Genomic DNA, 15,990 nt, shown 5'->3' with positions numbered 1-15,990 from the left:
CTGCATTACTATCTTCAGGAATAGTTATACGCGAGTGCCAGCCACTCTTCTAGCCATTTTCGGACAAACAAATCGAGAACCATGCGCCAGGCGCTGAATTTGAATCGCAATTTACTCCGCATCGTCAAGACCGCGCGCAGACATCCGCGGCTGGCGACTTGCTTACTCGGGCAATTGAGCGTGCAGGCAGCTACAGCCGGGCAAACCGGCTTACAGCTTGACGCCTGTTACCAGCGCTATCTGATACTGGAGAGGCTGGGGCAGGCGCATTCCATGCAAAGCGAACTCGAACAAGGCTTGCACATCGCTGAACAACAGCAACTGACACGCCCTGCCGGGCTGATGTTGCTGGCCCTTGGCCGTATCTGTTATACCCAGGGTGCCTACCGTGACGCCCTGATGTACTGGACGCGCTGCGTTGATCTGAGCAAGTTCAACCGCGACCAGGTAACACTGGTCGAAGCGCATATAGGGCTGGGGCAGATTTATGATGCCCTCGGTGATGGCAAAACTGCGGCGCGTTTTCATACCGATGCCGGTAGCCTGCTGGAGCAACTGAACGAGCCTTACCTGCTGTGCAAGCAAATCATCAACCTGGGTGTCAATGAACTCCATACTGGTGAATTGCAGGCAGCCCAGGATTGCTTTCTGAAAGCGAAAGTATTGGCTGAGCAACATGCCATCCATGAATACCTGGCTGAGACTTACTGGTACCTGGGTCAGGTCGCCGGCAGGAATACGCAACTGGAGATCGCTGAGACCCATATCCGCACCGCACTGGAACTCGCCGATGCCTGCAATTATGTGTGGCTCAAAGGCGCCGTGCAGGATACCCTGGCCGACATCCTGCGTGCAGCAGGGCAATTCGATGAGGCGCTGGATGTCTATGGCAAGGCTCTGAGCTATTCAGATAAAGTCGCTTCACGCAGGCAAAAAGTACGCAGCCTGGCAGCACTGTCTGAAATCCATGAACAACAGGGCAACTGGCAACAGGCCCTGCATTTTGCCCGCCTGCATCAGCAAACCACCAGCGAGCTCAGTGAACTGGGGACGATGGACAGGCTCCATGAATTGCGGGCCTATGATTTGTCTCACAAGCCGCCGGTAGAAATTTTGCTGGAACTGTCATCAAACCGCTTGCTGGAAGAAGGCCCGCAAGCTGAAGTATTGCAACTGATTACCGATACCTCGCTGGCCATCCTGAATACCGAGCTGGCAGCCATCTTCCTGATTGATGGCAATGGAGTAGGTCTGCATTGTCACGCCAGGGCTGGCAGCAAGCATGGCCTGATCAGGGCAGAAATGCCTTGCCAGAACCTGCCATTACTGATGCACATACTGCAGCAGGATGAAGTGCCACTGGTTGGGCATGATATGCGTTTGCACGTGGTAGCAAATGAAATGCGTGCTTTGCTGGGGCAGGAAGAATTGCATTCGGCCTTGAAAATCTCTCTGCGCCTGCATGGTAAAAGCGTAGGCCTGATCTGTTTCGCCCATACCAGCGGCAGCAGGAACTGGTCGCGTGAAGATGTGCTGTTTGGCCGCCACCTGGGTAACCTGGTACAACAGGTACTCAGCCATGCCGAACATGCCCAGACCCAGAAGCAACTCGAAGCCAGGGTGCTGGAGCGCACCGCCAGCCTGCAATTGCAGACCGAGCAATTACAACAGGCACACAAGCATATTTACCGGCTCAGCGAGATAGGCAGAGAAGTCACGTCCAGCCTGGACCGCGATACCATCATGGAGATCGTCTATCGCCACGTACATGAGCAGATGGGGGCAGAAGTATTCGCCGTAGGCCTGTACCGGCCAGAGCAGGAAACCATAGAGTTTCCCTGCAATATCCTGCGCGGCCAGCGCATGTTGCCGTATATACGCGATATCAGGGACGAGGATCTATTATCAGTATGGTGTGTCACACATCAGCAACCCATCTTTATCAGCGATATCTATGGCGAATACCTGAACTACATCAGTGCAGCAGGCCTGAGCAAGCTGACCGTCGATAGCGCCTATTTTGCCGGTCTGGAAAAAATCATCCCCATCTCGCACATCTATGTGCCGCTGATGATCAAGGGCCGCACCATAGGCTTGATCGCCATACAGAGTACACAAAAAAATGCCTTCCAGCGCATGCATCTGGATATTGCCATGATGCTGGCCGCCTATACCGCGATTGCGGTGGAGAATGCCGAGACTTATCAGCAATTGCTCAAAGCCCAGCAAATCCTGATTTCGCAAGAAAAACTGGCGGCACTGGGTTCACTGGTGGCGGGTATCGCCCATGAACTGAATACCCCCATAGGCAACAGCCTGCTGACTGCCACTACGCTGCAAGAACAGTCTGTCATTTTTTTGCGCAAGCTGACAGAAAATACCGTGAAGCGTTCTGACCTGAACCAGTTTACGGCCACCATCCATAATGCCAATGAATTATTGCTGCGCAACCTGATGAGCGCGAGTGACCTGGTCAGCAGTTTCAAGCAAGTCTCGGTAGACCAAACCAGCCAGAAGCGCAGGCTGTTCAACTTGCGCAAGACTACCCTGGAAGTCATACGCACCCTGCACAACCTGATACACAAGCGCGGCCATACGCTGGAAATTGATATCCCCGATGACATAGAGTTCAACAGCTTTCCCGGTCCTTATGGACAGGTGCTGACTAATTTCATCAACAATGCCATCCTGCACGCCTTTGAAAACCGCGAAAATGGCAAGATGCTGTTGCGCGCCCACAAGACGCCAGACAATCAGGTGCAGGTCATCTTCAGTGACAATGGCAAGGGCATAGAGGCTCAGGATTTGCGCAGGATTTTCGACCCCTTCTTCACCACCAAGCTGGGCCAGGGTGGCAGCGGGCTGGGGCTCAGCATAGTCCACAACCTGGTGACCACCATCATGCATGGCAGCATCGCTGTCGATAGCGCACCCGGCATGGGCACGCGGTTTACCTTGAACCTGCCTCTGAATCCCTGAATTCCTGAACCCCATCCAGGTACCCTGACTGCTGCAAGACACCATACCGTCATGGTGTTTTGGGCAGTCCACATGATTTTCTGGATTGGCATACACTAGAACTCATTTTCTAATGAGCAAAACAGATATCGCCATGACAACTCAACGCGCTCCCGACCTGAAAACCGTGCTGCTGGCCAGCGGTATTGTGATCACCTTGTCCATGGGTGTCAGGCATGGTTTTGGTTTCTGGATGCAACCCATCTCACAACAACACGGCTGGACCAGAGAAACCTTCTCTATGGCGATGGCCATGCAAAACCTGATGTGGGGCGTGTTTGGCCCACTTGCAGGCATGGTGATAGACAAGGTAGGCACAACAAAAATGATGGTGCTGGGTGCATTTTTGTATGCCGCCGGTTTGTTATGGATGGCGCTGATAGACCAGCCTGTGCTGTTCATAGTCGGCACCGGGATACTGATAGGTGCAGCACTGGCCTGTACTTCGTTTGGCGCAGTCAGCGGCATCATAGGCCGCACGGCACCGCTGGAAAAACGTTCCTGGGCCTTTGGTATTTCTTCTGCCGCAGGCTCCTTTGGCCAGTTCGTCATGATGCCGATAGAGCAGCAATTGATAGACCGTGCAGGCTGGCAAAATGCCTTCTATGTGCTGGCGGCCCTGGTCATTTTGCTGATGGTGCCTATGGCGATGAAGCTGCGTGAACCGGCACTGCAACAAGTTACAGGCCCGCAGCAAAGTATCAGCGAAGCGATACGTGAAGCCTTTGCCTACAAACCCTTTTTGCTGCTGGTAGCTGGCTATTTCGTCTGCGGCTTCCAGCTGGTTTTCATCGGCGTACACATGCCTGCTTATCTGAAAGACAAAGGTGTCATGGACCCCAGCGTGGCAGTGTATGCGCTGGCGCTGATTGGCCTGTTCAATATCTTTGGTTCTTACTATGCCGGCAAGCTGGGCGGCATGTTCCCCAAACCTTATCTGTTATCGGGTATCTATCTGGCGCGTAGCCTGGTCATCGCCCTGTTCTTGCTGGCGCCGCTGTCACCGTATTCTGTGTATCTTTTTGCCGCAGCGCTGGGCTTGTTATGGTTATCTACCGTGCCGCTGACGAATGGCGTCATTGCCGGGATTTTTGGCGTCAAGTATTTGTCGATGCTGTCAGGCTTTGTGTTTTTCTCGCATCAGGTCGGCAGTTTTATCGGTGTCTGGCTGGGTGGCTATATTTACACCAAGACCGGCAGCTACAACATGGTCTGGGGCATAGTCCTGGGACTGGGTATCTTTGCCGCACTCGTGAATTTGCCTATCAGCGAAAAACCGATAGCCCGCGCGGGTGAAGCTATGGCCTGAACAAAGTCGAATAACTCATGATCAAACAATTATCACGCAGATTATTGCGGTTACTGTGGGGCAGCATCATCGTTGTGGTGCTGGCCCTGGTGTTTATCGCCTATCTGCGTCCGTCTTTTGTACTTGACCTGGCGAATCGTTTTGTCATGTGTTGAAGACCCATTTTTGCTACGCACTTTTAGCGCCTCGGGGCGCTATTTTTTTGCCTGGCGTGAACGATATGGTAGAACTCATTTCATCAATAGGGTGAGATGCGTTTGCCTCATAACGTAACTTGGCAAGGCGGGCGAGGCGGTCAATATCGGTGCTATTGTTAACGAATCCAACGCAGTCAAGCACGCGTTATGAGACAAACCCTTCGGGAACTGACGATTTGGGCGCATTGCTGCGTTGTGCCGCTTGCTAAGGCGGACGCCTTAGCTGCGCGCCACGCCTTGCACTGCATCCCAAATCGCCTTGTTCGCACTCATCCTATTGATGAAATGAGTTCTAGCTTTACGGTCTGCTACACTGTGTTTCCTTTTGATCAAAGATTTTGGTAAAACTACATGAACAAACATCTACTGCTCATTTTGCTGGGTACTGCCCTGGCCAGTCCTGCCACTTATGTCACAGCCGCACCAGCTGATTCTGCCAGCTTCACGCCGAAGAAGACCGCTGGCAAACTGGCGAGCAATCCCTTTGCCAGTGCCAGCAAACTGCCTTACCACTATCCGGCTTTTGACCAGATCAAGAATGAACACTACGGTCCTGCCTTCACCGAGGGCATGCGCCAGCATGCTGCCGAAATCGCGCTCATCGCGGGCAGCCATGCCGCACCTACTTTTGACAATACCGTAGTCGCCATGGAACGTGCGGGCCAGATGCTGAACCGGGTTTCCATCGTCTTTTTCAGTCTGACTGGTGCGAATACCAACCCTACGCTGGAAGCGCTGTCACGCGACCTGGCACCCAAGCTGGCGGCCCATCAGGACCAGATTTTCCTGAATGCGCGCCTGTTCCAGCGCATCAGCAAATTATATGAAGCACGTCAGGCATTGAACCTGGATGCAGAATCCGGGCGCTTGCTGGAACGCTATTACACAGACTTTGTACGCGCAGGTGCCAAGCTGGGTGACAAGGATAAACAAAAACTCAAGAGTCTGAATGCGCAACTGGCCAGCCTGGCGACCAAGTTCAGCCAGAATGTACTGAAAGAAACCAATGCCTCGGCCATCATTGTTGATAGCAAGGCCGAGCTGCAAGGTTTGTCTGAAGAAGAAATCGCCAGCGCGGCTGAAGCAGCCAAAACACGCGGCCTGAAAGACAAATTCGTAATACCGCTCATGAATACCACCGGCCAGCCATTCGAGGCCAGCCTGGCAAACCGCGCCCTGCGCCAGCGCCTGCATGAAGCATCGGTCAACCGTGGCAGCCATGGTGGTGAGTTTGATAACCGTCAGGTAGCCATCGACCTGGCACGCCTGCGTGCTGAACGTGCGGCCCTGCTGGGTTATGCCAACCATGCCGCCTATGGCCTGGAAGATGAAACTGCCAAGACTACCACCGCAGTCAACAAGATGCTGGGCGAGCTGGCACCGGCAGCAGTCAATAACGCAAAAGCCGAAGGCGCAGAGCTGCAAAAAATCATCGATGCACAGCAAGGCAATTTCAAACTGGCGGCATGGGACTGGGCGTTTTATACCGAGCAATTACGCAAGGCAAAATACAGCTTTGACGACAGCCAGTTACGCCCTTATTTTGAATTGAAGAATGTGCTGGAAAACGGTGTCTTCTTTGCTGCCACCAAACTGTATGGCATCACTTTCAAAGAACGCACTGACTTGCCGGTGTATCACCCCAGCGTCAAGGTGTATGAGATATTTGATGCAGATGGCAAGAGAATGGCCTTGTTCATCGCCGACATGTATGCGCGCGACACCAAGCGCGGTGGTGCCTGGATGAATGCCTATGTGGAGCAATCCACGCTGTTTGGTACCCACCCTGTGCTTGCCAACCATCTCAATATCCCGCAACCACCAGCAGGCCAGCCTACCCTGCTGACCTTTGATGAAGTGCGCACCGCTTTCCATGAATTTGGTCATGCCTTGCACGGGCTATTCTCGAATGTGAAATACCCGCGTTTTTCTGGCACCAATGTACCGCGTGACTTTGTCGAATATCCATCCCAGGTTAACGAGATGTGGGCAACCTGGCCTGAGGTATTAAAAAACTATGCCAGACACTATCAAAATGGCGAAGTGATACCGCAGACCCTGGTGGATAAAATCACGGCAGCCAATAAATTCAATCAGGGTTTTGCAACCACGGAATATCTGGCAGCATCGCTGCTGGACCAACGCTGGCATCAATTGACACCTGCGCAGATACCAAAAGATGCGCTGGCCTTTGAAGCTGATGCATTGAAACAGGCGGGTGTCGATTTTGCACCCGTGCCACCGCGTTACCGCAGTACTTATTTCTCGCACATCTTTGGTGGTGGCTATTCAGCCGGTTACTACGCTTATCTGTGGAGTGAAGTGCTGGACGCCGAGAGCGTGGAATGGTTCAAGGAAAACGGCGGCCTGAACCGCAAGAATGGTGACTGGTTCCGCCAGCAATTATTGTCCAAGGGTGGCAGCATGGACCCGCTGGAGTCTTTCCGTAATTTCCGTGGACGCGAACCAAAGATAGAACCATTGCTGATACGTCGCGGCTTGCAATCAGGCTCTAAATAAGCAGTGTAGGCAGTGCTCGTTCAGTGATGAATAAGCGCTGGTTTTTCTCGCTGACGAGCCCGGTCAGTTTTCAGCAAAGAACTGGCTGGGTGTCTGGTCAAACTGTTTGCGGAACATGGTAGAGAAGGCACTGGGGCTGTCATAGCCCAGTGCCAGGGCGACGTCGATGATTTTCTCACCCGTCGCCAGCAATTCCAGCGCCCGCAGCAAGCGGGCCTGTTGCCGCCATTGACCAAAGGTCATGCCGGTTTCTTTCACGAACAGGCGCTGTATGGTCTTCACATCCACGGCCAGGCGTCGCGCCCAGTCCGCCATCGTAGAGGAATCATCGAGTTGCTGCTGGAGCAGCCCGCAAATCCTCAACAAACGCGGGTCGGATGGCATTTGCAGATGCAAGGGCAGCACAGGCAGGGCACGTATTTCATCAAGTATCAATCGCATGACACGGCCATCGCGGCTATCGGGTATATAGGGCAAATCGGGCTGACTTAATTCCATCGCAGCGCGGATCAGCTCGCGCAATAAGGGAGAGATACCGACTGCCTGGGTAAAGCCGGGTAAACCGGAGGCTGCATCCGTCGCCACAGTCACGCTGCGCATGTGCACTTCGCCTATACAGCGTATCTCATGCGTCATGCCAGCCACCATCCAGATGGCACGGGTAGGCGGCACCACCCAGCGACCGACTTCCGTCTGCACCACCATCACACCACGTACCGCATAAATCAGTTGATGCCTGGCATGCAGATGCGGCGCAATGTGCCAGTTGGCTGGATAGTCAGTAGCCCTGCCACTGACAGGTGAAGGCAGCTCATCAATCTCTTTGAGCGCTTGAGCCAGGGCCTTGGGCTTGCGGGATGTATCCATGTCCTTTTCTCAAGGGTTGTTGGCGGATTGGCGCGAGACAGGCTATCCAGTACGGGGGATAATTCTGCCATACCGGTACCAAGGCAGCAGTGCAGATAGTCAGTTTTACTATCGGCAGCCTGATCCCATTCTAAAGTGAAAGCCATCTCCATGACAATTTCCGCAACAACATCTGACACTGGCAAACCCACCGCGCCCCCTGCAAAGAGCAAACCTGCGTTCGGCATCCTGGGTGCCATCAGCAGTGCGCACATGATCAACGACATGATGCAATCGCTGATACTGGCGATGTATCCTATCTTGAAGGGTGAGTTCTCGCTGAGCTTCAGCCAGGTGGGGCTGATTACCCTGACCTATCAACTGACGGCCTCGCTGCTGCAACCGCTGGTGGGTGTTTTTACCGACCGCCGGCCACAACGATATTCACTGCCTTTCGGCATGACGTCGACGCTGATCGGGTTGATACTGCTGGCGTTTGCCCCCAGCTTTGGCTTCGTGCTGCTGGCCGCCGCCTTTGTCGGCATAGGATCATCCATCTTCCATCCCGAGTCTTCGCGCATTGCACGGCTGGCTTCGGGCGGGCAGCATGGGTTTGCGCAGTCGGTATTCCAGGTTGGCGGCAATATGGGCACGGCGATAGGGCCATTGCTGGCGGCCATCGTTATCGTACCTTATGGTCAGCGCAGTGTGGCCTGGTTCGGACTGGCCGCCATACTGGGCATAGGACTGCTGCTACAGGTGAGCCGCTGGTATGCAGCACACCACATTGCCTCTGCTGGCAGCAAGAAACCTGTCAACGTGGCACCGTATTCCCGCAAGGTGGTTATTGGCGCCATCGCAATCTTGCTGATACTGATTTTTTCAAAGTATTTCTACGTTGCAGGCATCAGCAGTTTTTACACCTTCTATCTGATGGAACGTTTTGGCCTGACGGTACAAAATGCGCAGTTGCATCTTTTTTTCTTCCTGTTTGCCTCTGCGCTTGGTACGGTGCTGGGTGGGCCTGTTGGTGACCGCATAGGCCGCAAGCCCGTTATCTGGGTGTCGATACTGGGAGTGGCGCCGTTCGCGCTGATGCTGCCGTATGCCAATCTGTTCTGGACAACGGCGCTGACCATCGTGATCGGACTGGTGCTGTCTTCAGCGTTCTCCGCTATCCTGGTGTATGCGCAGGAACTCATGCCTGGCAAGGTAGGCATGGTGTCTGGCCTGTTCTTCGGTTTTGCCTTCGGCATGGGGGGGCTGGGTGCTGCGGTGCTGGGTATCTTCGCTGACCGTACCAGCATTGCCTTTGTCTATCAGACCATAGCCTACCTGCCGCTACTGGGCGTGGTGGCTGCGCTGTTACCCAGGGAGGTACGGCGAGTCTGATAGGTGTGAACAGACTTGCGGTTTCAAAACCTGCCAGTTCGTAGAGCCTCAGAATCGGTTTTATTTGTCAGCCAGAGTGCATCTCAAATTTTGATTCATAAGCTTGATTCATAAAACAGGAAGGGGACACGATCATGTGTCCCCTTCCTGTTTGTATATTCTGGTTTGCTGTTCAGTTAATCAAGATACTGAACTTCAAACTGATTACTCAAGCTTCCAGACAAAATCGACCTTGGCCCATAATTGATCAGCTTTGCCATCCTTGGTGCCTGGTTTGAATTTGCATTGACTCAATGCCGTCAGTGCAGCCTTGTCCAGGCTCTTGGAGCCGCTGGACTTTTCTACTTTGGATTCAACGACCTTGCCATCTGCCGCAATCAGGAAACCCATGGTAACAGTGCCGGTTTCTTCATTCATCAATGCTGCTTTTGGATACTTGGGTGGTTCGCATGACTTGCTGTCCATGACTGGAGCAGTTTCTGCGGCCATGACGGAGGCACTGGCGCATAGCAACAAGGATGAGATGAGTAAGGATATTTGTGGTTTCATAGGACTCTTCTTATGCATTTTCTATTCAGTATAAAAAACTTCCAACAGATTTCAAGGCCAGACACTATTCGCAACAATTGAGGTTTTCAGTGACATGGATTGATCTCCTCATCACTGAAAACCGGCAACATCAGAATTCTTCCCATTCATCAGCGCTTGCAGAAGCCGCCTTTTTAGGAGTTGCCTTGGGTGAAGCTTTGATTACCGTTTTAGCGGCAGGCAATGATTTGACAGCGTTGCTTCTTGATTTGGTTTTGATCGAGGCCACAGGTTCGACACGGCGTAACGGCGCTTGTGCCATCGACGGAGCAATATACTGGCTGCGTTCACCTGCCTGCAGTTTGAAGACACTGACCACTTTCGCCAGTTCAGAAGCCTGATCCTGCAAGCTCTGGGCAGCTGCTGCAGCTTGTTCAACAAGGGCGGCATTTTGCTGGGTCATGCCGTCCATTTCTATGATGGCGTGATTAACGTGCTCAATACCCACGCTTTGTTCCTGGCTCGCTGCACTGATTTCGGCAATGATGTCTGTCACATGTTTAACACTGGAGACTACCTGGTCTATCGTAACGCCTGCCTGGCCCACCAGCTTGGTACCAATTTCGACTTTCTCCACCGAGGTACCGATCAGGGTTTTGATCTCTTTGGCGGCTGCAGCGCTGCGTTGTGCCAGGTTACGCACTTCTGCCGCAACCACGGCAAAACCACGGCCTTGTTCACCGGCGCGTGCGGCTTCTACCGCCGCATTCAAGGCCAGGATATTGGTCTGGAATGCAATGCCATCAATGACGCTGATGATATCGACAATTTTCTTCGAAGACTCATTGATGGAACCCATGGTATCCACCACCTGGGCAACTACTACACCACCCTGGCGCGCTACTTCAGATGCAGAGGCAGCCAGTTGATTTGCTTCACGTGCATTGTCGGCATTTTGTTTGACCGTGGTCGTCAGTTCTTTCATCGACGACGTGGTTTTTTCCAGCGAGCTGGCCTGCTGCTCAGTACGGGAAGACAAATCCAGGTTACCGGTCGTGATTTCACTCGATGCCGTGGCGATAGTGTCAGTACCATTGCGTACCTGGGCGACGATATTCACCAGGCTATCGCGCATGTTTTTCATTTCATACAGCAGGCTGGCATCGTCACCATGCTTCAATTCAATCGGCGCAGTCAAGTCACCAGCAGCAATCTGGCCAGCGATAGTGGCAGCATAATCTGGCTCGCCACCAAGTTGCCTGAGCAGGCTGCGGCTAATCACAAAGGCTGCAAAAACACCGGCAGCAACTGCCAGCACACCCAGTATTGTCATCATGCTGGTCGCGGCTTTAAAGGCTGAACTTGCCTCTTCTGCGGTCTGGGTATTGAGTTTATCTTCCAGCGTAACGAGTTCATCCAGCGTATCCAGCCATTTTTTCTGTACCGGACGCAGTTTCTTGATCAGGGTGATCGTCGCAGCCTCGGCATTATTTGCCAGGCCCAGTTCCTGCGCTTTGGCAGGCAGGGCAGCAGCAGCGGTTTCTGCCTCTTTCAACTTGGCCAGCAAGGTTTTTTTCTCTGCAGAGACGTTGCCTTCTTCAGCAGCCATCTTGCTTAATTTTTCATCAGCCGTTGCATATTGTTTGGATTGCTCGGCAATCTTTTTCAGTTCTGGCTCCATATCGCCAGCATCATTGAGCAGGGTCAGATTTCGCAGAGAAACCATGCGGTCATACACGATCGCACGCATGTCCAGTGCCAGACGGGTCTCGGCATTGCTGACGTTCACTATTTTTTCCAGCCGCCCCTGAATCTGCGACATTCTTGAAATGCCGACGAGGGTCACGGCAATTAAAAACGTCAAAACCAGAGCAAAGCCCAGTCCCAGACGCCTACTTACTGTCATTTTTGATAAATTCATTTGCTTGGCTGGTGTGAAAAATGGTTGAGGAAGGTGGGAACACAAGTGTTATGAAATACTACTCTGAATGCTTACATTTGCTAACAAAATTGCCGTCAGGACACTTTTTTTTACAAATACCTGACGAAGCCTGCATTTATTGAAAAAACGATGTTCAATCAAGGGAAAAGCAAACGACAAAGTTAGAAATATACTCGAATTTTGCTCACTAGCAAGGGCTTTTTACTGGTATTCATCCTCTGTGGAAACCAAATTCAGGCGAATTTATTTACATTTATGCAGCAATAAAAATTTGCTTATTTTTTATGCAGATTAACTATACTTGCCAGCTCCTGCAACTGACTAAATTTTGTTCACGTTTTTCCCGCTTTCCCCATGGCAATATCGTTTTGTTGGCAAATGACTCTCTTGCCAGAATAACCAGTGGTCTTATATGACAGTCAAGAAAATATATTTTCAAATTTTGTGGAAATCTGAAATTTTTTTGAAAAAAAACCCGGACGCATCCGGGTTTTTTGTTCATCTGCAAATATCAATACAATCAGTATCTTGATCAATATCTCAATCAATATTTGTATTGAGCTGTTACATAGAAGGTACGGCCCAGAGGGTCAGTATAGCGTCCATCGTAACCAACTTGATTACCACCACCAGTATTGCGGATAGTGAATGGAGGATCAACATTGAACAGGTTGCGGATACCGCCAGTGATGGTCAGGTTTTTGATGACCTTGGCTTGCAACTGGTAATCAAAAGTGGTGTAGTTGCTGACATCACGGTTCATATCTACATAGCCACCTACGCTGCCATCAGCATTGACGGAACGGACATAGCCATCATCAGCAGAGGCGACTTTGTCATGGTAACCAGAACGGTAGTTCATGGTCAGGCTATGTGTGTACTGATCCGACACTTTCAGAGAAGCAACCAGCCTGGAAATGATACGGAAAGTCACGTCATCATAAGAGTCAAAACGACCTATGCTGCTTTCTTTCTTGGCACCTGGCACATCTTTTTCTGCTGTGAGCATATAAGTACCAGACCAGTTCACGTTCAGCTTGCCGATAGGTGTTGCTGATTTGAGTGTCGCGTCCCAATCCACACCGGAATAACGGGAGCTGGCCAGATTCACAGGGCTACGGTTAGCCACCAGAACTTTGGATTTCTGGATAGGATCGTAATACAGGGAGATGTATTGATCAGCCAATGAAGGTGTCGTGAAAATCAAATCCTGAGACAATTTCTGGATCTGGTTTTTCAGTTTCACATCCCACCAGTCCAGCCCCAGGGACAGGTTGCTGGTTGGTTCAAGGCGGAAGCCGAATGCTGCCTGTTTGGACTCTTCTGCTTTCAGTGCATCTGCACCTGTACTTGGATTACCTTTTTTCAACAAGCCGTATTCAGAGGTACCACGGCAATATGGGAAGCGTGGGTCAGTTGCTTTGGTAATAGGGCAAGGGAAGAAATTTGAAGAACCATCATTTTTCAATGGATCAGAAATATCATTCAGCGTTGGTGCCTTGAAGCCTGTGCCATAAGAACCGCGCAGCATCAGGCTTTGGATAGGCTGATAACGTGCTGACAATTTGTAAGTTGCCTTGGAAACGGACACACCCTGAGTACCAGGCTGTGAAGCATTACCATTGACGTCATAGCTGACATTGTCTTTCTTGACAGCATCATAGCTGTCATAACGCACAGCAGCTGTCAGGTCCATGTTTTTGATGACAGGCATCAGCAATTCGCCGAAGGTACCCCAGCTCTTGCGGGACGCAACCAGACCTTGGGAACCGGTAGCACCACCAATGATGACGTCTGTCCAGGCAGGATGCTGAGGACCAGGACCTTGTACCAGTTCAGTAGGCGCATCATTGAATGACTGCTTGGTTGTGTCTGCACCCAGACCCAGTTGTGCCTTGCCGCCACTCATATCAAAGAGTTCTTTGGAGGCGTGAGCGCTCAGGACATCAATCTTGGATTTGGTGACACTGAGGTTTTCGTTCAACACTGCCGGTGCCAGGATGGCAGAAGCATTGGCATTGACGATGTAAGGATTGTAAGCACCGGATTTGACCAGAGCATCAAAACGGTTAGCACTCATGTAACCGGAAACAGCGTCATCTTTCTCTGTATTTTCGGAATGCGTATAGCTGGCGCTCAAATCCCAGCCCAGGTAATTGCTGTCTATGCCCAGAACCAGATGACGTGCTTCAGTTTTATATTCGTCGGCACGGCCACCTGCATCGCGCGCACGGAAATAAAAGAATGCATCCGTCACATCAGCAGGATTGATACCTTGTCCGGCCAGCAGTGGCACGACAGACTTATTATAGGCACCGATGTAGTTCGGGTTGATGACCTTCTGGCCTGTAACCGGATCTGTACTGAAAGTCGTTAAAGGCTGGGCTGGCGCTGCATAGCGTGCCTTGTTGGAGAAGTTGGACATGACCAGTTCACCGAACAGGGTAGTGTCCTTGCCTATCTTCAGGTTACCGGAAGCGAAGAAACTGTCACGTTTCAGTTCTGGCAGCAATTGCACGGTAGAGGCGTAGTCATAGCGGCAAACACCACCGCGCTCGAAAGTGTTAGGGCCATTACATTTGCCTGTGTTCACCAGATCAACCGAGAAGGTTGCGTTATTGCCCTTGGAATCATAGATATCGGCATTCGCAGGTATCGAGTTGATACTGGTCTGCCAGGTGGCGTACATCTTGCCATCCTTCATGAACTTCTGGACGCCGGAATTGGCGAAGCTGCGCTGTGTTGCTTCCAACGGTTTTTGTTCATCATGGCTATACGCAAACAAGACATTGAAGCCGTCTTTTTCAGGATCGCCAAAACCTTTGGAAATAGAGAAGTTACCGCTACGGCCACCGCTTTGTTGCGGGCTGGTCAGGGTGGCTTCTACATTCAGGTCAGTCTGGTTCTTTTTCAGGATGAAGTTGACGACACCGGCAATCGCATCAGAGCCATACAATGTGGAAGCACCGTCAGTCAGGATCTCGACGCGTTCTACTGCAGACAAAGGAATACTGCCAAGGTTGACGGCACTGCCTGTGCCATACGGTGCCATGCGGCGGCCATTCAACAATACCAGGGTGTAGTCAGTACCAATCGCGTGGATGGAGGCGGATTGACGACCGGCACCACCACCATTGACGGAAGTGGATGCAGTGATAAAGCCCTGCATGGCAGGGAGGGCAGCGACGAGGTCGGCAACATTATTGGCGCCACTTTGTTCGATATCTTTACGGCTCAGTGTTTGTACAGGCAATGCGCCTTCTTGTGCTATCCGTTTGATCGAGGAACCAGTGATTTCCACTTTTTGTACGTCTTGCGACATCGCTGGTTGTGCCAGCAAACCTGCACCGACCGCGACACCACCCAGGAACATCAGGCGTACTGATCGGGCCAACATTTTTTCTACCATGACTAAACCCCCAAAAATGTAACTAATGAGCGAGGCTGCCTGGACAAGATCCCGGTTGGTAACCAGAACCCCCTATTTGCCCAAAGCAGCCAGATTTCTTTTTTAGATTTTTTCTGCCGGAAAATGATCAAAAGCAATTCGTCGCAATTTGTTCATCATTTGTCTGTTTCAATTACCGCCGCATTTTCCGAAAAAAAATCTCCTTGTCATGGAACCATTTGAAAACTTTGATGTCAAGACCGCTCATTTCGTTTGGAAAACGTAAATTTTCTTGCCTTTAAGTGGAATTGTTAAAAATGTACATGTCATAAATTTACGCAAGATCAACTGTTGTGTAATAACGTCGGCCTGCGATATTTATATTTAATTTAGCCAATTATTCATATCCAAGAATTTGCACGCGGCTAAAAGCTGAAATGACAGGATAAAAAATGGGCGTTTATAGACCTTGCACCATTTTGGACTTAAAATGCCCTTGCTTTTTTCATCATCTGAAATTTGTATGTACAATTTCGACTGATTTCAGCAATTTGAGAAAGGGAACAATCTTTCCGACAAGTACTATAGAGAGCTTCATTCAATGACTTGAGCTGTCTCTTAATGACAACACGTTATGCTTCAGGCATGAAATGTTATGTGTTTTAGTAACAACTTTCTTTCCCTAGTCACCGTCATCAAATTGGAATACGCGTGCTTAAACTGGCAATAAGTCACCAAAAAGCCAGCAAATCCCGCACATGCTTAGTCAACAATATGTGCCTGCCTCAGCAATTGTGGAGGCGGCAAGTCGATGGGAGCGTTTGATACTCCGGGCAGATTTGTCAATCAA

The 15,990-nt window shown here is 51.2% G+C and carries 9 protein-coding genes; 5 read left to right on the top strand and 4 right to left on the bottom strand.

The window, feature by feature from the left end; genetic code table 11:
* The first annotated feature begins 81 nt into the window (after positions 1–81).
* The 4 genes from UNDKW_RS28750 to UNDKW_RS28740 all read left to right on the top strand — a co-directional run bounded on the left by UNDKW_RS28750 (position 82) and on the right by UNDKW_RS28740 (position 7,044).
* Complete coding sequence (locus UNDKW_RS28750; protein ID WP_162061572.1) at positions 82–2,979, top strand: ATP-binding protein; 2,898 nt, start codon at positions 82–84, stop codon at positions 2,977–2,979.
* 133 nt (positions 2,980–3,112) lie between these two features.
* Positions 3,113–4,327 carry an MFS transporter gene (locus UNDKW_RS28745; protein ID WP_162061571.1) on the top strand — a complete coding sequence of 405 codons (1,215 nt, stop codon included), beginning with the start codon at positions 3,113–3,115 and terminating at the stop codon, positions 4,325–4,327.
* 17 nt (positions 4,328–4,344) lie between these two features.
* A complete protein-coding gene (locus UNDKW_RS30035; RefSeq protein WP_174247621.1) occupies positions 4,345–4,482 on the top strand; it encodes a hypothetical protein in 138 nt (45 codons plus the stop codon).
* A 393-nt stretch (positions 4,483–4,875) separates the two neighbouring features.
* Complete coding sequence (locus UNDKW_RS28740; protein ID WP_162061570.1) at positions 4,876–7,044, top strand: M3 family metallopeptidase; 2,169 nt, start codon at positions 4,876–4,878, stop codon at positions 7,042–7,044.
* Between the two features lie 63 nt (positions 7,045–7,107).
* On the opposite strand, the gene UNDKW_RS28735 is transcribed toward UNDKW_RS28740, so the two are convergent.
* Positions 7,108–7,911, bottom strand: coding sequence for a helix-turn-helix domain-containing protein (locus UNDKW_RS28735; protein ID WP_162061569.1), 804 nt, complete (start codon positions 7,909–7,911; stop codon positions 7,108–7,110).
* A 150-nt stretch (positions 7,912–8,061) separates the two neighbouring features.
* Between UNDKW_RS28735 and UNDKW_RS28730 the strand changes: the two genes are divergently transcribed.
* Complete coding sequence (locus tag UNDKW_RS28730; protein ID WP_162061568.1) at positions 8,062–9,282, top strand: MFS transporter; 1,221 nt, start codon at positions 8,062–8,064, stop codon at positions 9,280–9,282.
* A gap of 204 nt (positions 9,283–9,486) precedes the next feature.
* On the opposite strand, the gene UNDKW_RS28725 is transcribed toward UNDKW_RS28730, so the two are convergent.
* From UNDKW_RS28725 to UNDKW_RS28715, 3 genes are all read right to left on the bottom strand, one after another.
* Positions 9,487–9,771, bottom strand: coding sequence for an energy transducer TonB (locus tag UNDKW_RS28725; RefSeq protein WP_370529152.1), 285 nt, complete (start codon positions 9,769–9,771; stop codon positions 9,487–9,489).
* Between the two features lie 190 nt (positions 9,772–9,961).
* On the bottom strand, positions 9,962–11,716 hold the full coding sequence (locus UNDKW_RS28720; RefSeq protein WP_162061567.1) for a methyl-accepting chemotaxis protein: 1,755 nt from the start codon (positions 11,714–11,716) through the stop codon (positions 9,962–9,964).
* Between the two features lie 580 nt (positions 11,717–12,296).
* The gene (locus tag UNDKW_RS28715; RefSeq protein WP_232063160.1) at positions 12,297–15,149 is read right to left on the bottom strand and encodes a TonB-dependent receptor domain-containing protein; all 2,853 of its coding nucleotides are present in this window, start codon (positions 15,147–15,149) and stop codon (positions 12,297–12,299) included.
* Between the last annotated feature and the right edge of the window lie 841 nt (positions 15,150–15,990).

Source organism: Undibacterium sp. KW1 (assembly GCF_009937955.1).
GTDB lineage: Bacteria > Pseudomonadota > Gammaproteobacteria > Burkholderiales > Burkholderiaceae_D > Undibacterium.
The sequence above is the reverse complement of the archived record's forward strand: the minus strand, read 5'-3'. Positions and strand labels throughout refer to the sequence as shown.